We start from the raw sequence: 21,981 nt of genomic DNA on the forward strand, positions 1-21,981 counted from the left end.
TCGATTTTCGGGCCCTGCGGACTCCGCCGGGCAGGGCGGCGTCCCGCATCAAAACCCCCGCTCCGGAGCCGCCGCCCCTTGACATATGCGCGCCGGGGCTCAACTCCTGCGCAGGATCAGCGATCTGGTTCCCGTGAAGCTGAAGGGATGCGGCAATGGACCGTTTTGCACCCGTCGAACTCCCGTCGCGGGACGCGCTTTATGCGCCCGTGGCGTCGATCATGGCGCGGGAGGACTGGGAAGAGCGGTTCGCGGCCGATATCGAGGCGATCCTGCGCCTGAAATGCGAGCGTAACGCGGTGATCCTGGCGCATAACTACCAGACGCCGGAAATCTTCCATTGCGTGTCCGACATGCGCGGCGACAGTCTGGCGCTGGCCCGCGAGGCGCAGGACACGGAAGCCTCGGTGATCGTCATGGCCGGGGTGGAATTCATGGCCGAGACGGCCAAGCTGATGAATCCCGGCAAGACGGTGCTGATCCCCGACGACCGGGCGGGCTGTTCGCTGGCGGATTCCATCACGGCGGAGAACGTGCGCGCGCTGAAGGCGGCGCATCCGGGCGTTCCCGTCATCACCTATGTCAATTCCTCGGCGGCCGTGAAGGCGGAGACGGATGTGTGCTGCACCTCCGGCAATGCGCGCAAGGTCGTCGAGACCGTGGCGCGGGAGTGGGGCGTGGATCGCGTCATCATGATTCCGGACGAGTTTCTGGCGCGCAACGTCCGCAACGAGACCGGGATCGAGATGATCACCTGGCCGGGTCATTGCGAGGTGCATGAGAAGTTCACGCCGCAGGAGATCCGGCAATACCGCCGGATGCATCCGGGCGTCGTGGTGCTGGCCCATCCCGAATGCCCGCCCGAGGTGGTCGCCGAGGCCGATTATTCCGGCTCGACGGCGGGCATGATGCAGTTCGTGGCGGAGAAACGGCCCGGCAAGGCGCTGCTGGTCACGGAATGCTCCATGAGCGACAATCTCGCCGCGTTGTTCCCGGCCACGCAGTTCGTGCGACCCTGCAATCTCTGCCCGCATATGAAGCGCATCACCCTGCCCGCCATCCGGAACGCACTGGAAACCATGACGCGGGCAGTCGAGATTCCGGACGCCCTGATCCCGGCGGCCCGGCGATCCGTCGAGCGGATGCTGGACATCCGGTGACGGGCGCGTGGGCGGGGCCGGGTCTTCTGCTTTTTCCGAGGAAGAACGACCGGAGCGCAGGGCAAAAAAGACTTCCGATCATGTGACGGCGGGGCCTCACAAGGAAACGCCGCGCGCTTTCAGTGGCACGATACACACAAAGGACATCCCCAATGACTTTCGCTCCGTTGCCCGATCTTCTCTGGGAACCGATCGTCCGCACCGGGCTGCTGGAAGATCTCGGCACGGGCGGGGATGTGACGACACAGGCGCTGGCGCCGCCCGACGCGACGCTGCGGGCGATGTTCCGCGTGCGGCGGGACGGCGTGTTGGCCGGGCTGGCGGCGGCGCGGCTCTCCTTCGCCCTGCTGGAGCCGGAGGCGCGGTTCGAGGCGTTCGCTGCCGATGGCGACGTGGTGACGGCCGGGCAGGCGATCGCGGTGGTGGAGGCGCGGGCGGAAACCGTGCTGGCCGGGGAGCGCACGGCGCTGAACCTGCTGTCCCATCTGAGCGGAATCGCCACCGCGACGCGGGAGGTGGTAACGGCGGTGGCGGGCACGCAGGCGCGGGTGTGCTGCACGCGCAAGACGCTGCCGGGGCTCCGCGCGGCGCAGAAATACGCCGTCCGCGCGGGGGGCGGGAGCAATCACCGCTACCGGCTGGACGACGCGATTCTCATCAAGGACAACCACATCGCCCTGTGCGGCGGCGTGCATGCCGCGCTGGCGGCGGCGCGGGCGCGGGCGGGGCATCTGATGGCGGTGGAGCTGGAGGTCGATACGCTGGAGCAACTCGCGGAGGCGATCGCGGAGAAGGGGGGCGGGGCGGACGCGTATCTGCTCGACAACATGACGCCCCTTCAACTGCGCGAGGCGGTGCGGATGATCGGCGGCCGTGCGATCGCCGAGGCCTCGGGCGGGATCACGCCCGGAACGGCGCGCGACATCGCCGAGACGGGGGTGGACGTGCTGTCGCTCGGATGGCTGACCCATAGCGTGACGGCGCTCGATATCGGTCTCGATATCGATCTGTGACGTAGACGCAACGGAATCCGTCATAAAGAAAGCTCTTCCCCGACTCCGGCTCAGGGGCGGGGATTTGAAAGATGAACCCGAAGCTTACGTCCACGTTACATCGGCATCACGTCCCGATTTCACTTCCAAGGATCAGATCCCATGCTGAAGCTGGCGCTGTTCTTCCTCATCATTTCCCTCGTGGCCGGCTTGTTCGGCTTTTCCGGCATTTCGGCCGCTTCCGCCGGAATTGCGAAAATCCTGTTCTTCATCGCGATCACGCTCTTCGTGGTGTTCCTCGTCATTGCCCTCTTCATCACCAAGGCCGTGACCTGAGCGTCCCTGACGGGGGCTGGGAGCGGTCACGAAAAAGGCCCCGAAAGGGGCCTTCTTGTTGCGGCAAGGAAAAAGCGGCAGGCGAAGCTTACTGCTTCGTGGGAGAGAGAAATTCCGGGAGCAGGGGATTGTTGGTCTGGAGCGAAGCCTTGGTCGGCAGGCTGCTGACATTCCAGCCGCCACCGAGATTCTCGATCAGCGTGACATGATCGACGGCGAGCTGCTCGCGGATCTGCAGCGCCGTGACCTCATATTGCAAGGCGCTTTGCTGGGCGGTGATGACCGTGGTGTAAACCTGCGTCCCGGCGAGGTATTCGTTGCTGGCCACACGCACGGCTTCCTGCGCCGAGGTCACGGCATCATTTTGCTGCGTGTATTGCTGGGCGAGGATGCGCAGGTTGGAGAACTGGTCCTCGACCCCCTGCACGGCGGCGAGGACCGTCTGGCGGTAGTTCGCCACCGCATTGTCGTAATCCGCCCTGGCCTGCCGCACCGCGGCCGTGCGCGCGCCGCCCGCGAAGAGCGTTTCGCTTGAGGATGCGCCGAGCGACCAGAAACGCGTGGCGGCCTGGATCAGCGTCTGGACGGGATCGCCCGAATAGCCGTACTGCGCGCTGAGCGTGATCGTCGGATAGAAGGCTGCGATCTCATAGCCGATCTCGGCATTGTAGCTCTCCATGTTCCGTTCCGCCTGGGCGATGTCCGGCCGCCGCTGGAGCAGGTCCGACGGCACGGCGTTGGGCGTCGGCGGCAGCGTGGCCGGGAGATCGCCCTCGGGAATGCTGAGTTCGGCCGGAGCATGGCCTGTCAGCATGGCGATGGCGTGCTCATATTGCGCGCGCAGCACGCCCGCCTGGGTCTCGGAGGCCTCGGCCGCTTCGAGGACGTATTTCTGCTGGAGCGTCGTGGCCGGGTCCGTCACGCCTGCTTTGTACTGATTCTCCACGATCTGATAGGCGCGGCGGTAATAGGCGACATTGCGGGCATAGAGCTTGCGCAGGCTATCCTGATAGCGGAGTTCGAAATAATCGATGGCGAGCTGCGCCTGATAGGAGAGCCGCGCATTGGCCACCGTCGCGGCGGCGGCCTGGGCGGAGGTGACGTTCTCCTGGATCTGGCGCCGCACCTTGCCCCAGATGTCGGGTTCCCAGCTCGCGCTCGGCGACGTCGTCCAGGTGTTCTCCGTGACCTGCGTATGATAGGTCACAAGGGTGCCGCCATTGGCGCTCGTCGATGACGCGCCGCGCGAGTTGCGCGCGAAGGAGGCCGAGCCGGTCAGAGTCGGGTAAAGCGCGGCGCGCGCCTCGTCCACCAGAGCCTCGGCGCGCCGGAACTGCGCCTCGTATTCCTTGAGGTTCTGGTTGTTCAGCGCCACCTGCTCCTCGAGCCTGTTCAGCTCGGGATCGTGGTAGATCTCCCACCATTTCCCCTTTGATATTTCCGCCAGTTGCGGTTGCGCGACCGTCCAGCCCGGCGGCGGCTTGGGCGCTTCCTTGAACTTGGCCGAAATGACGGCGGGGGGGCGATGATAGTCCGGCCCCACCATGAAGCAGCCGCTGAGGGCGAAGGGGCAGAGGCCGGCCAGCAGAAGGGTGCGTCGCGCGGAGCGGGGGGCAAGGGCGGCGGTCATGTCGAGGGAATATCCTGCTGGTGGGGACGGCGGAAGGAGCGGACGGCGCGGTGCGTGGCCTCGCGCGCCCGTTCGAGCATGAGGAAGATGGCGGGCGTGGTGTAGAGTGTCAGAGCCTGGCTGACGACCAGCCCACCGAGGATGGCGATCCCCAGGGGGCGGCGCAGTTCGGAGCCGTAGCCGTTCGCGACGATGAGCGGCACGGCGCCCAGGGCCGCCGCGAGCGACGTCATGATGATCGGCCGGAAGCGCAACAGGCTCGCCTCGTGGATGGCGTCATATGCGGAACTGCCCGCGCGCTGGGCCTGGAGTGCGAAGTCGATCAGCATGATGGCGTTTTTCTTGACGATGCCGATCAGAAGGATGACGCCGATCATGGCGATGAGCGAGAACTCCTCTCTGAAGACCTGCAATGCGAGGATGGCGCCGACACCCGCCGAGGGCAGGGTGGAGAGAATGGTCAGCGGATGGACGAGACTCTCGTAGAGAACGCCCAGCGTCACATAGACGGTGATCAGCGCGGCGAGGATGATGAGCGGCTCGGCGCTCACCGATTTCTGGAACTGCGCGGCGTTGCCGGCGAAGCCGCCGCGGATTTCGGTCGGCATGTGCATCTTCACCAGCGCGGCGTTGATCGCGGCGATGGCCGGGCCGAGGGACACGCCGGGACGGAGATTGAAGGACACAGTGGTGGCGACGGATTGACCCTGGTGGTTGACGCTGAGCGATGTCACGCCGGGCGTGATGCGCGAGACGATGGTGAGCGGCACCATGGTTTCGGCGCTCGTCGTGACGGCCGCGCCGCTGGAGGCGTTGCTGCCGCCCGCGAGACTGTTCGCCATCTGGTTCTGGTAGGATTGCGCCGCCTGGGAGGAGGCGCTGCTGGTGGTGTCGGAGCTGCCTGAACTGGTTGTCGTGGTGAGACGCGCGCGGATGTTGTTCGACGCCGTGCCGCCCGCCGCCGTGCCGCCCGACACGCTGATCCAGGTCTGGTAGAGCGAATGGGGATCATGCCAGAAGCGGGGCGCGGCCTCCATGATGACGCGATACTGGTTGTTGGACCGATAGATGACCGAGGCCGCGCGCTGTCCGTAGGCGTCGTAGAGAATGTTGGAGATGAGCTGCGGCGTGATCTGCACGCGCGCGCTCGTCGGGCGCTCGATCCTGACATCCAGCGCCGCGCCGCCTTCGTCGAGATCGGAGGAGACGTCCATCAGTTCGGGCAGGCGCTGGAAGGCCGCGACGACCTTCGGCGTCCAGGCATAAAGCTCGTCCGCGTCCGGGCCTTGCAGCGAGTACTGGTACGCGCCGTTGCCGCCGCGCGCGCCCGCGCGGACCGCGCCGGGCTGCATCAGGTAGAACTGCGTGCCCACCATGCCGCGGAAATGACGGGTGATGCGGACGATGGTCTGGAGCACCGTGTCGTTGCGCTCGGATTTCGGCTTGAGCGAGGAGAACAGATTGGCGGTGTTGGCCTGCCGGCCGCCGACGAACCCCACGACGTTCGCGATGTCGCGGTCATGCGCCATGATGCGCGTGCCGAGCTGCGCGCGCTGCGACATCTGACCGAAAGAACTCGTCTCGTCGCCGACGAGATGCCCCATCAGGAGGCCGGTATCCTCCGTGGGGAAAAATCCCTTGGGCATCTCCACGAAGAGCGCGCCCGCCAGCACCAGCGTCGCGGGCAGGGAAAGCACCATCAGCCATTGATGGTGCAGCGACCATTCGAGCGAGGCCGCATAGCCCCGCGTCACGGCGGAGAGGCCGCGCTCGATGGCATGGCTGACGCGGCCGCGCGTCTCTCCCGACGGCATGGGCTTGAGCAGCAGCGCGCAGATCATGGGGGTCAGGGAGAGGGAGAGCCCCATGGAGATCACCAGGGTCAGCGTGATGGTGATGGCGAATTCATGGAAGAGCCGTCCCGGCAGGCCGCCCAGCAACAGGATGGGGATGAACACGGCGATCAGGGAGACGGTGATGGAAATGACCGTGAACGCCACCTCTCCCGCGCCGCGCAGGGCGGCCGGAACCGGCGCCACGCCCTGTTCCAGATATCGGCTGACATTCTCCAGCACCACGATCGCGTCGTCGACCACGAAGCCGGTGGAGATGGTCAGCGCCATGAGCGACATGTTGTCGAGCTGATAGCCCAGCAGCCGCATGGCGCCGAACGTGCCGATGATGGAGGTGGGCACCACGATGGCCGGAATCATGATCGCCGGCAGCGAGCGCAGGAAGAGCAGCACCACCAGCACCACCAGCACCACGGCGATGATGAGGGTCAGCTTGGTGTCGTCGAGCGCCGCGCGGATGGTCTGGGAGCGGTCCACGGCGAGGTGGAGTTCGATATCCGGCGGCAGCGCCGCGCGGATGAGGTCGAAACGCTGCTTGATCTGGTCGATCGTCTGCACGACATTCGCCCCGGCCTGTGCGAAGACGAGCGCGATGACCGCCCGTTCCCCGTTGAAATAACCGGAGGTGCGGAGGTTCTCGACACTGTCGCGCACGATCGACACGTCGCTCAGGCGGACGGCCGCGTTGTCGCGATAGGCGATGACGAGGTTGCGATAGGCCTGCGCCTGGGTCGCCTGGTCGTTGGTGTCCAGCGTGAAGCGCTGCCCGTTCTGCTCGATGAAGCCTTTGGGCGTATGGGCGTTGGCCGAGACGAGCGCGGCGCGCACGTCCTCGAAGCCGATGCCGAATTTGTAGAGCTTCAGCGGATTGAGTTCGACCCGCACGGCGGGGAGCGCGCCGCCGCCGATCTCCATGCCGCCCACGCCGCGAATTTCGCTGAGCTGCTGCTGCACGACATTGGTGGTGAAGTCGTAGATCGCCTGCGGCGTGCGCGTCTTCGAGGTGAGGGCGAGGACGAGGATGGGCGCGCCGTTGGGATTCGCTTTCTGATAGGTCGGGTTGCTGCGGAGGCTCCCGGCGGGAAGATCCTGTCGCGCCGCCTGCAACGCGGCCTCGACGTCGCGCGCGGCGCCGTTCACGTCGCGCGCGAGATCGAATTGCAGGAGGATGCGGACCTGGTTGACCATGGATTGCGAGGTCATCTCGGTCAGGCCCGCGATCGCGCCGAGATGGCGCTCCAGCGGTTCGGCGATGGTGCTGGCGATTTCCGAGGGCGAGCCGCCCGGCTGCTGGGCCTGCACCATGATGACGGGCATGTCCACGTTCGGCAGATCCGCGACGGGAAGCTGCGAATAGCCGAGCAGCCCGCTGATCACCAGCCCGAGGGTCAGCAGGGTGGTGGCGACGGGGCGGAGGATGAAGGGGCGGGAGAGATTCACTCGCCCGCCTGTTCCGCCGCGCGCGGATGCTGGCCGCGGCCGAAGGCGCGGCGCGCCCGTGCCGCGAGATCATCCATCAGGAGATAGATGACCGGCGTGGTGAAGAGCGTGATGAGCTGCGAGAGCAGCAGGCCGCCGACGATGGCGACGCCCAGGGGGCGGCGCAGTTCCGACCCGACGCCATGGCCGAGCATCAGGGGCAGCGCGCTGAAGAAGGCCGCCAGCGTGGTCATGAGGATCGGGCGGAAACGCAGCAGCGCCGCCTGACGGATCGCGTCGATCGGCGTGTGGCCTTCCACACGCTCCGCTTCCAGCGCGAAGTCGATCATCATGATGGCGTTCTTCTTCACGATGCCGATCAGCAGCACGATGCCGATGATGCCCATCACGTCCAGATCCATGCCGAAGATCCAGAGCGCGATCAGCGCCCCGATGGCCGCGGACGGGAGGGTGGAGAGGATGGTGATCGGATGGGCGAAGCTCTCATAGAGAATGCCGAGGATGATATACACCGCCACCAGCGCCGCGATTACGAGATAAAGCTCGTTGCCCAGCGAGGTCTGGAAGGCGGCGGCGGTGCCTTCGAAGGCGGTCTCGAAGCTGGCGGGCAGTCCGATCGATTTCTCCACCCGCTTGATCGCGTTGGTCGCGGTTCCCAGCGAATATCCCGGCGCCACGTTGAAGGAGACGGTAGTCGCCGGGAACTGCCCGTAATGCGTGATGAGCAGCGGCGCCGTGCCGCGCGTCACCGACGTCACCTGCGTCAGCGGCACGAGGCCCGAACTCGGAAGGCGCGTCGGGCCGGAGCTGTCCTGCCCCATATTGCTCGAAATGCCGGGCAGGTAGAGTTGCCGGAGTTGCGTGAGGGACGTCTTGAACCGCGGATCGGCCTCGAGGATGACGCGATACTGGCTCGACTGGGTGTAGACGGTCGAAACCTGGCGCTGGCCGAAGCTGTCATAGAGCAGATTGTCGACCGTCTGCGGCGTGATCGAATAGCGCGCGCCGTTGGAGCGGTCGAGCGTGACATGCGCCACGAGCCCCTCCGCCATGAGGTCGGAGGTCACGTCGCCCAGCGAAGGCTCCTTCCGGAGCATGCTGATGAATTTCGGAATCCACGTCTTGAAGGCGTCATAGTCCGGATTTTCCAGCATGAACTGGTATTGCGTGGCGGTGACGGTCGAATCCAGCGAGAGATCCTGCACCGGCTGGAGATAGAGCCGCGCGCCCGAGACCTTGTTCCCCGCAGCCGTCAGCCGCGCGAGAATGGTCTGGAGATCCGCGCTCCGCTGTTCGAGCGGCTTGAGGTTGATCAGCAGACGCCCCTCGTTCAGCGTCATGTTCTGCCCGTCGATTCCCACGAAGGAGGACAGGCTGGCAACATCGGGGTCGCGCAGGATCGCGGCGGCGACGGCCTGCTGGTGCTGCTTCATGCTGTCGAAGGAGATGGTCTGCGCCATCTCCGTGACGCCCTGGATCACGCCCGTGTCCTGCACGGGGAAGAAGCCCTTGGGGATGTACCAGGCGAGCACGAAGGTCAGCACGAGCGTTCCCGTCGCGACGACCAGCGTGAGCACGCGATGACGCAGCACCACGTCCAGCCAGCGCCCGTATCCCGTGATGAGGGCCTCGATCCGCTCTTCCGTCCGCGCGGACCAGCGCTGGAAGCGCGAGCCGTGCAGCGGGTCGTGCGGGCGCTCGGCCAGCATCCGGGCGCACATCATCGGCACCAGCGTGATCGAGATCACTGCGGACAGGACGATGGTGATCGCCAGCGTCATCGCGAATTCGTGGAAGAGACGCCCCAGCACGTCGCTCATGAACAGCAGCGGGATGAGCACGGCGATGAGCGAGACGGTCAGCGAGATGATGGTGAAGCCGATCTCCTGCGAGCCCTTCAGCGCCGCCGTGTAGCGGTCCTCGCCCATCTCGACGTAGCGGGCGATGTTCTCGATCACCACGATGGCGTCGTCCACGACGAAGCCGGTGGCGATGGTCAGCGCCATCAGGGAGAGGTTGTCGAGGGAGAAGTTCAGCAGATACATGATCGCCAGCGTGCCGATCAGCGAGAGCGGCACGGAGAGGCTGGGGATGATCGTCGCCGGAACGTTGCGCAGGAAGACGAAGATCACCAGCACGACCAGCACCATCGCGATGGCGAGTTCGAACTCGACATCGGCGACGGAGGCGCGGATGGTCGTGGTGCGATCGGTCAGCGGGGTGATCTCGATGCCCGAGGGCAGCGTCTTGCGAAGCTGCGGCAGCACCTCCATGATGTTGTCCACCACGGAGATGACGTTCGCGCCCGGTTGGCGCTGCACGTTGAGGATCAGCCCCGGCCTGCCGTTCGCCCAGGCGGCGAGCTGGTCGTTCTCCGGCCCGATCACGACCTCGCCGACATCCCGCAGGCGGATCGGTCCGGTGTTCTGATAGGCGATCACCTGGTCCATCAGTTGATCGACCGACTTGATCTGCCCGTCGATCCGCAGGGTGGTGGAGCGGTGCTCGCCGTCGAACGTGCCGGTGGGCGAGTTGACGTTGACGGTGGTGATGATGGTGCGGACTGTGTCCAGCGCGATGCCGTAGGAGGTCAGTTTCGGCACGTTGATCCGCACGCGGATCGCCTTGCGGTTGCCGCCGGAGAGCGAGACGAGGCCGACGCCGGAGATCTGGCTGATCTTCTGTTGCAGCCGTGTGTTGACGTAATCCTCCACCTCGGTGAGCGGCAGCGTTGCGGAGGTGATGCCCAATGTCAGGACGGGCGTGTCCGCCGGATTGACCTTGGCGTAGATCGGCGGGGCGGGAAGGTCCGTCGGCAGGAGCGAGTTCGCCTCGTTGATCGCCGCCTGGACCTCCTGCTCGGCGATGTCCATCGACATGTCGAGACCGAATCGCAGGGTGATGACCGACGCGCCGCCCGAGGATTGGGAAGTCATCTGGTCCAGCCCCGGCATCTGGCCGAGCTGCGTCTCCAGCGGCGCGGTGACGGAGGTCGCCATCACGTCCGGCCCCGCTCCGGGATAGAAGGTCGAGACGGTGATGGTCGGGTATTCGACTTGCGGCAGGGCGGAGATGGACAGGAAATGATAGCCGAGCAGGCCGGAGAGGAAGATCGCGACCATCAGCAGGGAGGTCGCGACCGGGCGCTCGATGAAGATGCGCGAAGGATTCATGTTTCTGCCGCTCCGCCAGGACCCGTTATTGACCGCCGGAAGCGGGCGCCGGGGCGTCGGCTGCGATCGTGACCTTCGCGCCGGGGCGCAGATGGTTGGTGCCGTCCGTCACCACGCGGTCGCCGGGCTTCACGCCGGACACCACGACGGTCGTGTCGTTGCTGGCGATCCCGATCTTCACGAGATGCACGGCCACGGTGTTGTCCGGCTGGACGACGTAGACGAACTGGCCGTTGGGTCCGGTCTGGAGCGCGTTGCTCGGCACGAGCATGACGTTGTGCAGCGTATCGACCATCAGGCGCGCATTGACGAACTGGTTGGGGAAGAGATGCTCGTCCTCGTTGGGGAAGATGCCGCGCATCCGCACCGTGCCCGTCGCGGTGTCGATCTGGCTGTCGAGCGCCTTGACGGTGCCGTCGGCGATCCTGTTCTCGTTCGCCGCGTCCCATGCCTGGACGGGGAGCATGCCCACCGCGCTCATCCGGTCGATCACGCGGGGCAGTTCGTTCTGCGGAACGGTGAAGATCACGGAAATCGGCTGCATCTGGGTCAGCGTGCCGAGCGTGGTCGAGCCGCCGGTGACGTAGTTGCCCTTGTCCACGCCGCGGATGCCGATGCGGCCGGAGACCGGGGCGATGATGTGGCAGTACATCACGTTCAGCCGGGCGGCGTCGAGTTGCGCCTGATCGTATTTGACGGTGCCCTCGTACTGCTTGACCGTATATTCCTGGTTCACGGCGGTCATGGCGGCGGTCGAGTTCTGCTTGAGCAGCGTCTGGTAGCGGCGGTTGTTGATACGGGCCGCCGCCAGCAGGGCGCTGTCCTGCGCCAGCGTGCCTTCCCACTGGTCCACGACGACCTGATAGGGGCGCGGATCGATCAGCTCCAGCTCGTCGCCTTGGTTGACGTGCTGGCCTTCCTTGAAGTTCACCTGCATCAGATAGCCGGTGACGCGCGCTTCCACTGTGACGTTGGTGATCGGCACGACGGTGCCGAGCAGGGTCAGGACGACGGGCATGTCGCCGGTCTTCACCTGCGCCACGCCCACCGGGGTCGGCTGGTCTCCCGTCTGGGCGTGGCGGCCGGGGCCCGCCATGCCCGTCTTGTGATGCGGGCGCAAAAAGGCGACCGCGATCAGTGCGATGAAAACGGCCAAAAGACCGATGGCGACCCAGCGTTTTTTTCTGCTTGGCGGCGTGGTCGTCGCGTGGAGCTGGCGGTCCTGCGAAGGGCGTGCCGTCTGCTCGTCCATATCGTCTGGTCTTCCATCCTGTAGATTTGCCGCAAGGGGGCGCGATCGCGCGCCGTCTGGTTCATAAAGCAAATCCGCAAGCAAAGACATGGCACAAGCTAAATTCTGGTTCAGGTATCGCAACGTTTCATAACAAATGTAACTCTCCGTCTCTTTCGTTGCGCTTCCGTGTGGAACTGTCACGTCATGAGGCCGTTTGTCTTGAGGTGAAGTGAGTGATACCGGATGATCGAGTCCCGACTCACAGGAGGAAGCAGATGGACGATACGACCAAGGCCAAGGCCGAGGGGCTGTTGGATGAAGCCAAGGGGCGCGTGAAGGACGCGGTGGGCGGCCTGACCGGGGATGCCGGGTTGCAGGCCAGCGGCAAGGTGGACCAGCTTTCCGGAATGGCGCAGCAGGAATTCGCCGATCTCTACGAGGATGCGGAGAGCCGGCTGGAAATGGCGACGGCCTTCGTGCAGGACCGTCCGCTTCTCGCTTTGGGGATCGTGGCGGTGATCGGCACGCTGATCGGCGCGCTCCTCTTCGGCCGCCGCGGGAAATAAGGCGAGGGAAAGCCGGATTTCCGCATCCCGGCCGTCTTTTTGCGCGTCGCGGACGCCGAAGCATTTGCTTTCCGAATCGCTTTGATTCAAAAGCGATTCGGGGGGCGTTCCCCGCAGGATGTTCCGGGGGAGTGCGACAAGGGGAATGCCGGATTTTTCGCTGGAAGCCGCGCTGGGCGCTCCGGATGTCCTCGTCGCCGGGCTGGACGAGGTGGGGCGCGGCCCGCTCGCGGGGCCGGTGGTCGCGGCGGCGGTGGTCTTCCGCCTGGTTCCGCCCGCAGGGCTGGCCGTCCTGCTCGACGATTCCAAGAAATTGAGCGCCGCCCGGCGGGAGCGCGCCTTTGTGGCGTTATGCGCCGCGCCGGGGGTGGAACTGGCGCTCGGCGCGGCTTCCGTGCCGGAGATCGAGCGGCTGAATATCGGTCAGGCGACGCTGCTGGCGATGCGCCGGGCGCTGGCGCGGCTCCGGCTGGTTCCCGCCATGGCGCTGGTCGACGGCAATCGCGCGCCGGATCTCCCTTGTCCGGTGCGGACTGTCGTGGGAGGAGATGGGCTGAGCCTGTCCATCGCCGCCGCCTCGATCATCGCCAAGGTGGTGCGGGACCGTGCGATGACGCGGCTTTCCCGCCGCCATGACGCTTATGGCTGGGAGCGGAACGCGGGCTATGGCACGGCGGCGCATCTTTCCGCCTTGCGCAGCATTGGGCTGACGCGGCACCATCGGCGCGGCTTCGCCCCGGTGCGCGACCAGCTTGCGCTCTTTGCCATGGAGGCCGCGTCGTGAGCGAGGACATGCCGAGGGACGCGATTCTTCGCGGCGACTGCGTCGAGGTGATGCGGAGCCTGCCGGACGGGCAGGTGGACTGCATCTTCGCCGACCCGCCCTATAATCTCCAGCTTCGCGGGGAACTGCGCCGTCCGGACGAGAGCGTCGTGGACGGGGTGGACGATGCGTGGGACAAGTTCGACGACTACGCCACCTACGATCATTTCACCCGCGCCTGGCTGAGCGAGGCGCGTCGCCTCCTGCACAAGGACGGCACGATCTGGGTGATCGGCTCCTACCACAACGTGTTCCGCCTCGGCGCGATCCTTCAGGATCTCGGCTTCTGGATCCTGAACGACATCATCTGGCGCAAGGCCAATCCGATGCCGAATTTCCGGGGGCGGCGCTTCACCAACGCGCATGAGACGCTGATCTGGGCGGCCCGGGAGCCCCAGAGCAAATATCGCTTCAATTATCAGGCGATGAAGACGCTCAACGACGACGTGCAGATGCGCAGCGACTGGTATCTGCCCCTGTGCACGGGAAACGAGCGCCTGCGCAACCGGCACGGGCTGAAGCTGCATCCGACGCAGAAGCCGGAAAGCCTGCTCTATCGCGTGCTGCTGGCCTCGACCCGGACGGGCGACACGGTGCTCGACCCCTTCTGCGGCAGCGGCACCACCCCGGCCATGGCCAAGCGCATGGGGCGCCGCTACCTCGCCATCGAGCGCCACCCCGATTACATCGCCGCCGCACAGGAGCGGATCGACCGCGAGACGCCGCTCGCGGAGGAGCAACTGGCCGTCACGCCCGCGCGGCGCGAAACGCCTCGGATTCCGTTCGGCAGCTTTGTCGAGCGGGGGGTGTTGCCCGCGGGAACCGAGCTTTTCGACCGCGCGCGCCGCGTCTGCGCCACGGTGGCGCCCGACGGGTCGGTCGTGTCCGGCAGCCAGCGCGGGTCCATCCACAAGCTGGGTGCGCTGCTGACCAATGCGCCGTCCTGCAACGGGTGGACCTTCTGGCATTTCGAACGGGAGGGCGCGCTGGTGCCGATCGACGTGCTGCGGACGGAGCCGGACCCGTTGCGCGAAGCGGGGTGACGTCGTTGCGCTGAACGTCTCGCCGGTCGGCGCGCGCCTATTTTCCCGAGAAGCCGAGGAAGCCGATCTCCGGGATCGGCCTGCCGCCGCTCGCGTCGTATTTGGAGGCGAGGGCGAGGGCCGGCTGCTTGACGGTCGCCTTGATCGCCAGATGGCCGTTGCCCTTCTTGTCCGCATCGACATCCTTGTGTTCCGTGCTCGCCTCCATCGTCCCTTCGGGATTGTAGGTCCGCATGGAGAGCAGCAGGAAGGTGATGTCGTTACGGTTGAGGTCGATCGCCATGTCGAGCGGCGTCTGGTCCAGCACGTTGCGCGCCCGCATGTCCGCGCCGCGATTGAGCGCTTCCTTGGCGGCATTGAGGCTGCCGCGATTGATGGCGTCGAAGAGGGCGTCGTTCGGGTTCAGATCGACATTGGCGTGGCCTGATTCCTGCTCCTGCGCTTCCGCGCCGGGGAGGGCGGAAGGTGGGGCGGCGCGCTTGGCCGCGTTCCGGGCCTCCGCCTTGGCATGCGCCTCCTCCGCTTCCTGTTCGGCTTCCTGCTCGGCCTGCGTCTCCTGCGCATGGGCGCTGCGCAGGGGCGCGAACAGCAGCGGCGACGCGGCGAGAGAGGTAGTCAGCAGCAGAACAAGGGGGCGGCGCAGGATCATGGAGGCTCTTGTCGGACAAAGAGGGTAAAACCGATTTTACCTCAATGTGCGCGGCGACGCGACTCCTTCCTTGCCTCGGCGTGTCCCGGTTCGCGTTTCGGGCTCTGTCCGCCCCGCCGGGCGCCGCGGATTCCTGCGCGGGTGTGTGGAACTTCAGACGGCGACACGACCGCCATCCGGACAGTCCTGATTAGCGCCGCCCCTCGCGCCGCCAGCCGATGAAGAGCAGGGCGAGTGCTGCCGCCATCGCCGCCCAGGCGGGCAGAAGAGCGGTGGGGCGAAGCTCGGCGGCGGCGCGGGCCATGCGGCGCGGCAGGCCGATCCATCCCGACCCTCTGACCGCGTCCCCGGCGGCGACCTGACGCAGGGCGGGCGCGTCCGCCGCCGCGCCGATCCAGAGCGGGGCCGAGCCGCTTGCACGGGCGACGGGACCGAGGCGCTCCGCCGTGGCGCGGAGATCCTGTCGTTCGACCGGGTCGCTCGCCTGCGGCGCGGCGAAGGCGGTGAGATCGCCGTCGCGCACCGTCCAGATGCCATAGGGCCAGATGCCGGGCGAAAGACCGGAAGAACCGTCGGCACGCAGGACGCCGGTGTACAACCCGTCTCCCCGCCGCGTCAGGGCCAGCGGCTGATGCGTGCCGTCGGGAGAGGTGACGATGGCGGCCGGCGGCGTCTCCGCTCCGGCGCTCCGCCGCGTCACGGTCAGCGTTCCGTTCTCGATATCGGCCTGAAGCTGGTTTTCCTCCAGCTCGGGCTCCTTCATCAGCCAGTGCGCGAGGCGGCGGAGCAACTCGGCCTGCGGGCCGCCGCCGCCCTCGCCGCGCGACCAGAGCCACATCTGGTCCGACAGGATGAGCGCCACGCGCCCCTTCTGCACGCGGTTCAGCACCAGAAGCGGCATTTCCTGAGGACCGCTCATCAGCACCTCGCCCTGATGCGTGTCCGAGCGCAGCGCGCGATACCACGGCCCCCAGCCGGGTGGCGTGCTCCCCTGTGGCGCGCCAGGCAGCCCGGCCGTCACGGGATGACGCCGCCCGAGAGCGGTCAGGTCCGCCGTGAAGCGGGCGACCTCGACCCCGCCCTGCGGCACATGGGCCGGGAGAACCGCCTCCAGGGGCGTGTTTTCCAGCGAGCCTTCCTCGGCGAATTCCGGTCCCGCCGTCAGCAGGAGGCCGCCGCCGCCCTTCACGTAATCGGCGATGTTTTCGAGATATTCCAGCGGCACGATGCCGGTGTTGCGGAAACCGTCGAGAATGATCAGGTCGAACTGCCGGATACGGTCCTGGAACAACTCCTTGATCGGAAAGGGAATGAGCGCGAGGTCCGAGAGCGGGGTGCCGTCATCCTTGTCGGGCGGCCGCAGGATGGTGAAATGCACGAGATCGACGGAGGGGTCGGATTTCAGCAGGGAGCGCCAGACGCGCTCGCCCTGATTCGGCGTGCCGGAGACGAGCAGGACCTTCAGCCGGTCCCGCACGCCGTTGATCCGCACCACGTCGCGGTTGTTCAGCTCCGACACCTCGCCTGTCAGCGGAGAGACGGACAGCCCGACGAGCATCGGCCCGGGCCGCGTGATCGGCACCGCAATGTCCTGCGGCACGCCGGTGCGGACCGTCACCGTGCGGGGCGGCGCGTTGCCCTCGCGAATGGTCAGGCTGGCGGAATGGCTGCCGCTCGTTCCCAGATCGTCGATTCGCACGCGCACCGTCGCCGTCTGGCCGACGATGGCGAAGGGCGGGGCCTGAAGGATCGTCAGCCGCCGGTCCGTTTCCTCGCCCTTGCCCGTCAGCAGCACATGCAGCGGCAGCGTCGATCCGTCCGCCGCCCGGAAACGCGGGGGCAGGGCGGCGGGCACGTCATGGTCCATCCCGTCCGTGACGAGGATCGCGCCCGCGAAGCGCCCCTGCGGCAGATCGGCCTGATCCATCGCGTCGAACAGCCGCGTGCCCTGCCCCTTGCCGCCCTGCGCCGTGACGACATGCAGCGTCAGGCCGGGAATACGGGCGGCCTCCGCCTTCAGCCGCGCGGCGATCGCATCCGCCAGCGATGCCCGTCCGCGCAGATCCATGGAGGGGGAGTGATCCACCACCAGCAGCGCGTCCTGCGGCTCGGGCCGGAACACGGGATGCAGCAGGCGCGGTCCGCCGAGCCAGAGCAGCAGGACGAGGATCGCCCCGAGCCGCCAGAGCAGACCCGGCGCGCGCCGCAATGCGCCATAGACGCTCAGCGCCGTGGCGAGGAGCGCGATCCCGCCGAGCGCCCAGAGCGGCAGGAGCGGCGCGAAGCCGAGAGTTGGAAAGGAAAGGGCGAGACCGGACGTCATCGGCCCATTCTTTCCAGAAGGGCGGGCACTTTCATCTGGTCGGCCTTGTAATTGCCGGTCAGCGAGTAGATCACGACATTCACCCCGAACCGATAGGCGAGCGTCCGCTGCTCGTCGCCGCCCGGAATGACGGCATAGGGCGTTCCACCATCCGGGCCGATCGCCCAGGCATGCGCCCAGTCCGCCGAGCCGATGATGATCGGACTCACATCGTCCAGCGCCACGTCCCCGCGGCGCGCGACCCAGATCGGCTGACCGGCGACGCGGCCGGGAAAATCATGCAGCAGATAGAAGGTGTGGGCGAGAATCTGGCGATCGTCGAGCTTCGTCAGCGGCGGGACGTTCAGCCCTTCCGTCGCGCGGCGCAGGGTCGCCCGCATGCCGCTCTCGCTGTCCGGATCGAGTTCCGTCCCCGCGCCGAGCGTGTCGATCATCAGAATGCCACCATGCGCCATGAACGTGTTGAGGGCCGCCGTCCGGCGCGGATCGGGCTGCGTATCCGCCGTGACGGGCCAGTAGATCAGAGGGTAGAAGGCGAGGTCGTCCGTGCCGGGATGCACGCCGTCCGGCGGGCCGAGTTCGGCGGAGGTGCGATCCGTCGCATATTTCGACAACCCCTCCAGCCCTTCGCGGACCGCCTGATCCACATCGTCATGCCCCGTGACCACATAGGCCAGTCGGGTTTGCAGCGCGGCTTGCGGGACGGCGTTGGGCGTGTTCTGCGCATGAAGCGTCTGCGGGAGCGATCCCAGCAGGAGCAGCGCCGCGACGGTGCGGGCGAGGAGGCCCCGCCGGTTGAGGCTCAGCGCCAGATCGGCCAGAAGGAGCAGCAGCCCGAGCGCGATCAGCAGCGGCCCGAGCGGCTGGTCGGCGGCCGCCCCTTCCGGCGCGACGGGGGCGCCGAGCAACGGCTCCGGCGCGAGATCCGGCAGGGAATCGCCCAGATTGAGCGCCCGGCGCTCCGAGCGCGGACCGTAGAGCCCCGGCGGATGCTCGGCGCTCGGCACGACATGACCGATTCGCATCGCATCCAGCGGGCGCGCGCCGGGCGGCGGCGGCACGAGCGCGCCCTCCGCGTCGAGCATGGCGACCGGCGCGAGGGTCGTCGCCGTCCCTCCGTCGCGCAATCCCGTCGAACGGCGCACCAGGCGCTGGAGCATCTCCGGAAACAGGCCGGAGAGCGGCAGGTTGGACCAGTCCGCGCCCGGCGTCACATGGAAAAGCACCACCTCGCCATGTCCCAGCGGCGCCGCCGTGACGAGCGGGGTGCCGTCGGCCAGGCGCGCCCAGACATGCGTCTCCAGATCCGCGGCGGGACGGGCCAGCACCTGTCGCGAGACCGTCACCTCCGCCGGGATCGTCAGCCCCGCGAAGGGCGAGGTTTCGGGGAAAGGCGCGAGTTTCTGCGGCTTGCCCCAGGACATCGGCCCGCCAAGCTGCCGCATCGTCCCGAGCAGCGGAACCGGGAGCAGCGGGTCCGTCGCGGGTGCTTCCGGCGTTTGCGCATCCTCCTGGCCCGGAGCCAGATCGGGACCGGCGAAGCGGATCAGCTCGCCGCCCTGACGCACCCACTCCTCCACCCGCGCGCGCGTGGAAGACTGGGTCAAGGTGCCGTCGGGAGCGATCAGCACGGAAAGCGGGGAGGCGAGCAGCTTGTCCACCGCGCCGCGCCGGAGTTCCACGATCGGACCGAGGGCGCGGGCGAGAAAGAATCCCGCGCCGAGGAGCGGCGTCTCGTCGCCGGGCCGCGTGATCAGCCCGACCGGACGGCGGCGATCCCCTTCGTCCAGCAGGCGAATCCCGCCCGGACCTGTCGGCGCGGGCGATGAGGTGTCGGTCAGGGTCAGCCGCGCCGTCTGGTTGCGCAGCACGGCGGGCAGGGGAAATTCCGCCGTCGCCTGGTTCCGTTCCGCCGGAAGGGCGAGGGTCTGGAGCGCCAGCGTGCCGCCGTTCTCCGTGCGCGCATGGACGGAATAGACCCGCGCGGCGGGGCAGGGGAGCGCCTTCACGGTCACGCGGAGCGCCGCGGCGCTGTCCGTCCGCGCGCCGAGTGTCGCCACGTCGCAGCCCGTCCACCGCATGTCGGAGACCGGGCCGAGCGCCGCGAGGGCGCGGCGCAGGGCGTCGTCCTGCGGACTCGCGACGCCGTCGCTCAGCACGACGACCTCAGAGGCGCCCGCCGGAAGCCCGTGCAGGGCCGCGATCAGCGCCTGGCGATCCACCGGCCAGGATTCGGGACGCAGGCGGCCGGCGAAGGCGTCGAACCGGGCGGCGTCGCGGGTGATGAAGGAGTCGGGAAGCCCGCCATCCTGCCCGCGCGCGCTTCGCAGCACCATCACCTGACGTCCGTCCCGCAAGGCGCGGTCGCCCAGCGCACGGAGCGCGCGAAGCCGCTCGGACCAGTGCGGCACGGCGGCCCAGCCGTCATCCAGCACGAGGATCAGCCGCGACCCGCCGCTCGTCCCCGGCGTGGCGCGCGGGCGATGGACGGGCTGGGCGAGGCCGAGAATCAGCAGCAGCGCCGCGCCGACGCGCAGGAGCAGCAGCCAGAGCGGCGCGCGCTCCGTATCCGCCCGGCGCGCATGCAGCCCGCGCAGCACGAGCAGCGACGGAAAACGCTGGCTGCGCGGCTGGGGCGGCGTCGCGCGGATCAGCCACCAGATCAGCGGCAGCGCGGCGAGCCCGATCAGGGCGAGGGGGGTCAGGAAGATCATGTCGGACCCGTGCCCCTCAGGCGAGCGTCTTGCCGCCGGTCAGGCGGGCGTGAAGCGCGAGCAGGGCGGGCAGGGGCGGCTGGTCCGTGTGGTGCAGGGTGAGCGCCGCGCGATGACGGCCCGCGATGATGCGCAGCGCGTCGAGATGCGCGCGCATGGCCGCGTCATAGGCGGGGGCAAGATCTTCGACGGCGGATAATGTCAGCGCCGCCGTCTCCTCGAGCCCCTCGAAGCGCACGCGGCCGCTATAGGGAAGGGCGAGTTCGGCGGGGTCGAGGACGCAGAGCAGTTCCAGCCGCGCCGGACGCGCGGCGAAGCCTCGAAGGACCGACTCCATCTGCTCGGGAGGCCAGAGGAAATCGCTCACCAGAACGGCATGACCCCAGGGACGCATGAGGGTCGCCTGCGGCGCGGGGGCGTCGTCCTGTTGGGTCATCAGGCTCTCGGCAAGGCGCGGGAAGGCATGGACGCCGCCGAAATGCCGCCCGGCTTCCGGCCCCGTCAGCAGTCCCGCGCGCTCGCCGCCCTGCAACGCGGCGGCGGCCAGGGCGAGGGTGCAAAGCGTGGCGCGGTCGCGCTTGGTCGGCAACGCCGCGGAGGACCGCCAGTCCATCGAGGCGGAGGGATCGCGCCAGAACAGGATCTGCTGCGCCGCCTCGGCCTCGCGCTCGCGGACCCAGTACGTGTCGCCGCGCGCCGATTGCCGCCAGTCGATGCGTGCGGCGGGCTCATGCGGCTCGGCCGGGCGGTATTGCCAGAAATCCTCGCCCGTTCCGGCGCGGCGTTGTCCATGTACGCCCATGCGGATCTGCCGCGCGATGCGCTCGGCCTCGATCACCAGAGGCGGCAGGAGATCGCGCGCGGAAGCGTTCGCGGCCTCCTGCATGCGTGAGGACGCGCCCCGCGCCGTCTCGCTCCGCCGCCGCTCGAACAGCCGGAACACGGTCAGAGCAGCGTCCGCCCCAGCCCTGCGATCAACGCGTCCAGGCGGACGCCCGAGGCGCGGGCGGCGAAATTCAGCGCCATGCGATGGGCCAGGACGGGCTCGGCCAGGGCCGCCACGTCGTCCGGGCTGGGCGCGAGGCGGCCGTCGATCAGCGCGCGGGCGCGGCAGGCGAGCATGAGGGATTGTGCGGCGCGGGGGCCGGGGCCGTAGGCCAGCGCCTCGGCGATCTCCTTCGTTGCGGCGGTTTCCGGACGCAGGCCGCGCACGAGGCGCAGGATCGCCTCCAGCGTCTTCTCGCCCACGGGGAGGCGTCGCACCAGCGCCTGCGCTTCGATCAGCTCCGATGCGGAGAAGAGCACGGGCGGCGGCGTCGCGGGTACGCCGGTGGTGGCGATCAGCATCTGCCGTTCGGCGTCGAAATCGGGGAAATCCAGAAGGATGCGGAGCATGAAGCGGTCGAGCTGCGCCTCGGGCAGCGGGTAGGTGCCCTCCTGCTCGATCGGGTTCTGCGTCGCCAGAACATGGAAGGGGCGCGGCAGGCCGTGCTCCACGCCGCTCTGCGTCACGCGATATTCCTGCATGGCCTGAAGCAGGGCCGATTGCGTGCGCGGGGAGGCGCGGTTGATCTCGTCCGCCAGCAGCATCTGGGCGAAGATCGGCCCCTTGACGAAGCGGAAGACCCGCCGTCCTTCCTCGTCATGATCGAGGATTTCCGCGCCCGTGATGTCCGACGGCATCAGGTCCGGGGTGAACTGCACCCGCCGCGTGTCCAGCCCCAGCACCGTGGCGGCGGTCGTGACCAGCAGCGTCTTGCCGAGGCCCGGCGCGCCCACCAGAAGGGCGTGGCCGCCGGAGAGGACCGTCACCAGAAGCTGCTCGATGACGGTGGGCTGGCCGAAGACCGTCCGTTCCATCGCCGCGCGGATCGCGGCGAGCCGGATGGTGAGACGATCCGCGCGCTGGGCGTCCTCGGCGGCGGAATCTTCGGGCGTGGGGGAAAAGGGGTCGATCTGGCTCATCTTCCCAAGATGACAGTTTAAGGGGTTTCATCAAGACGCTTGCGAGCCCAAGTTGAACGATGACGAGTTTTTTTGAACGG

15 protein-coding genes are annotated in these 21,981 nt (G+C 67.7%); 6 read left to right on the forward strand and 9 right to left on the reverse strand.

Translation table 11 applies throughout. The annotated features are described in order from the left end of the window. Positions 1-155 precede the first annotated feature (155 nt). From nadA to EDC31_RS05010, 3 genes are all read left to right on the forward strand, one after another. Positions 156-1,160 (forward strand): quinolinate synthase NadA, encoded by a 1,005-nt coding sequence (nadA, locus tag EDC31_RS05000; protein WP_042057564.1) that lies wholly within the window; start codon positions 156-158, stop codon positions 1,158-1,160. Positions 1,161-1,312: 152 nt separating this feature from the next. Then, positions 1,313-2,173, forward strand: a complete 861-nt coding sequence (nadC, locus tag EDC31_RS05005) for a carboxylating nicotinate-nucleotide diphosphorylase (protein ID WP_042057563.1) — start codon at positions 1,313-1,315, stop codon at positions 2,171-2,173. A 141-nt stretch (positions 2,174-2,314) separates the two neighbouring features. Then, a complete protein-coding gene (locus tag EDC31_RS05010) occupies positions 2,315-2,488 on the forward strand; it encodes a DUF1328 domain-containing protein (RefSeq protein ID WP_042057561.1) in 174 nt (57 codons plus the stop codon). 88 nt (positions 2,489-2,576) lie between these two features. Here the strand turns inward: EDC31_RS05010 and EDC31_RS05015 are convergent, their stop codons facing one another. From EDC31_RS05015 to EDC31_RS05030, 4 genes are read right to left on the reverse strand one after another with little or no spacing between them, the layout of a single operon-like run. Next, a complete protein-coding gene (locus EDC31_RS05015; protein WP_042057559.1) occupies positions 2,577-4,118 on the reverse strand; it encodes an efflux transporter outer membrane subunit in 1,542 nt (513 codons plus the stop codon). Then, positions 4,115-7,411 (reverse strand): efflux RND transporter permease subunit, encoded by a 3,297-nt coding sequence (locus tag EDC31_RS05020; RefSeq protein ID WP_081797507.1) that lies wholly within the window; start codon positions 7,409-7,411, stop codon positions 4,115-4,117. The genes EDC31_RS05015 and EDC31_RS05020 overlap by 4 nt, the downstream gene beginning before the upstream one ends. After that, a complete protein-coding gene (locus tag EDC31_RS05025) occupies positions 7,408-10,584 on the reverse strand; it encodes an efflux RND transporter permease subunit (RefSeq protein ID WP_042057557.1) in 3,177 nt (1,058 codons plus the stop codon). Before EDC31_RS05025 ends, EDC31_RS05020 begins: the two co-directional genes overlap by 4 nt. 25 nt (positions 10,585-10,609) lie before the next feature. Further along, positions 10,610-11,836: an efflux RND transporter periplasmic adaptor subunit gene (locus tag EDC31_RS05030; RefSeq protein ID WP_042057556.1), complete on the reverse strand. Its 1,227-nt coding sequence runs from the start codon at positions 11,834-11,836 to the stop codon at positions 10,610-10,612. A gap of 257 nt (positions 11,837-12,093) precedes the next feature. On the opposite strand from EDC31_RS05030, the gene EDC31_RS05035 reads away from it, so the two are divergent. The 3 genes from EDC31_RS05035 to EDC31_RS05045 all read left to right on the forward strand — a co-directional run bounded on the left by EDC31_RS05035 (position 12,094) and on the right by EDC31_RS05045 (position 14,250). Further along, positions 12,094-12,384, forward strand: coding sequence for a CsbD family protein (locus tag EDC31_RS05035; RefSeq protein ID WP_042057554.1), 291 nt, complete (start codon positions 12,094-12,096; stop codon positions 12,382-12,384). Positions 12,385-12,529: 145 nt separating this feature from the next. Further along, positions 12,530-13,168 (forward strand): ribonuclease HII, encoded by a 639-nt coding sequence (locus EDC31_RS05040; protein WP_042057552.1) that lies wholly within the window; start codon positions 12,530-12,532, stop codon positions 13,166-13,168. An 8-nt stretch (positions 13,169-13,176) separates the two neighbouring features. After that, the gene (locus EDC31_RS05045) at positions 13,177-14,250 is read left to right on the forward strand and encodes a site-specific DNA-methyltransferase (protein WP_042057608.1); all 1,074 of its coding nucleotides are present in this window, start codon (positions 13,177-13,179) and stop codon (positions 14,248-14,250) included. 37 nt (positions 14,251-14,287) lie between these two features. Here EDC31_RS05045 and EDC31_RS05050 read toward each other — a convergent pair whose 3' ends face one another. From EDC31_RS05050 to EDC31_RS05070, 5 genes are all read right to left on the reverse strand, one after another. Next, entirely contained in the window at positions 14,288-14,899 is a 612-nt protein-coding gene (locus EDC31_RS05050; protein WP_042057549.1) for an ankyrin repeat domain-containing protein, read from the reverse strand. A gap of 190 nt (positions 14,900-15,089) precedes the next feature. Continuing rightward, complete coding sequence (locus EDC31_RS05055) at positions 15,090-17,222, reverse strand: VWA domain-containing protein (RefSeq protein WP_132126933.1); 2,133 nt, start codon at positions 17,220-17,222, stop codon at positions 15,090-15,092. Then, positions 17,219-19,936 (reverse strand): DUF4159 domain-containing protein, encoded by a 2,718-nt coding sequence (locus tag EDC31_RS05060; RefSeq protein ID WP_042060343.1) that lies wholly within the window; start codon positions 19,934-19,936, stop codon positions 17,219-17,221. Before EDC31_RS05060 ends, EDC31_RS05055 begins: the two co-directional genes overlap by 4 nt. 16 nt (positions 19,937-19,952) lie before the next feature. After that, positions 19,953-20,879 carry a DUF58 domain-containing protein gene (locus tag EDC31_RS05065; RefSeq protein WP_239641712.1) on the reverse strand — a complete coding sequence of 309 codons (927 nt, stop codon included), beginning with the start codon at positions 20,877-20,879 and terminating at the stop codon, positions 19,953-19,955. 2 nt (positions 20,880-20,881) lie between these two features. Continuing rightward, positions 20,882-21,901 (reverse strand): AAA family ATPase, encoded by a 1,020-nt coding sequence (locus tag EDC31_RS05070; RefSeq protein WP_042060341.1) that lies wholly within the window; start codon positions 21,899-21,901, stop codon positions 20,882-20,884. Positions 21,902-21,981: the final 80 nt, after the last annotated feature.

This window comes from Acidomonas methanolica (genome assembly GCF_004346035.1).
Classification (GTDB): domain Bacteria; phylum Pseudomonadota; class Alphaproteobacteria; order Acetobacterales; family Acetobacteraceae; genus Acidomonas; species Acidomonas methanolica.

Bases quoted from the DNA above. Each gene is read 5' to 3' on its own strand.
- nadA (WP_042057564.1), top strand. From the start codon at position 156: ATGGACCGTTTTGCACCCGTCGAACTCCCGTCGCGGGACGCGCTTTAT.
- nadC (WP_042057563.1), top strand. From the start codon at position 1,313: ATGACTTTCGCTCCGTTGCCCGATCTTCTCTGGGAACCGATCGTCCGC.
- EDC31_RS05010 (WP_042057561.1), top strand. From the start codon at position 2,315: ATGCTGAAGCTGGCGCTGTTCTTCCTCATCATTTCCCTCGTGGCCGGC.
- EDC31_RS05015 (WP_042057559.1), bottom strand. From the start codon at position 4,118: ATGACCGCCGCCCTTGCCCCCCGCTCCGCGCGACGCACCCTTCTGCTG.
- EDC31_RS05025 (WP_042057557.1), bottom strand. From the start codon at position 10,584: ATGAATCCTTCGCGCATCTTCATCGAGCGCCCGGTCGCGACCTCCCTG.
- EDC31_RS05030 (WP_042057556.1), bottom strand. From the start codon at position 11,836: ATGGACGAGCAGACGGCACGCCCTTCGCAGGACCGCCAGCTCCACGCG.
- EDC31_RS05035 (WP_042057554.1), top strand. From the start codon at position 12,094: ATGGACGATACGACCAAGGCCAAGGCCGAGGGGCTGTTGGATGAAGCC.
- EDC31_RS05040 (WP_042057552.1), top strand. From the start codon at position 12,530: ATGCCGGATTTTTCGCTGGAAGCCGCGCTGGGCGCTCCGGATGTCCTC.
- EDC31_RS05045 (WP_042057608.1), top strand. From the start codon at position 13,177: ATGCCGAGGGACGCGATTCTTCGCGGCGACTGCGTCGAGGTGATGCGG.
- EDC31_RS05050 (WP_042057549.1), bottom strand. From the start codon at position 14,899: ATGATCCTGCGCCGCCCCCTTGTTCTGCTGCTGACTACCTCTCTCGCC.
- EDC31_RS05055 (WP_132126933.1), bottom strand. From the start codon at position 17,222: ATGACGTCCGGTCTCGCCCTTTCCTTTCCAACTCTCGGCTTCGCGCCG.
- EDC31_RS05060 (WP_042060343.1), bottom strand. From the start codon at position 19,936: ATGATCTTCCTGACCCCCCTCGCCCTGATCGGGCTCGCCGCGCTGCCG.
- EDC31_RS05070 (WP_042060341.1), bottom strand. From the start codon at position 21,901: ATGAGCCAGATCGACCCCTTTTCCCCCACGCCCGAAGATTCCGCCGCC.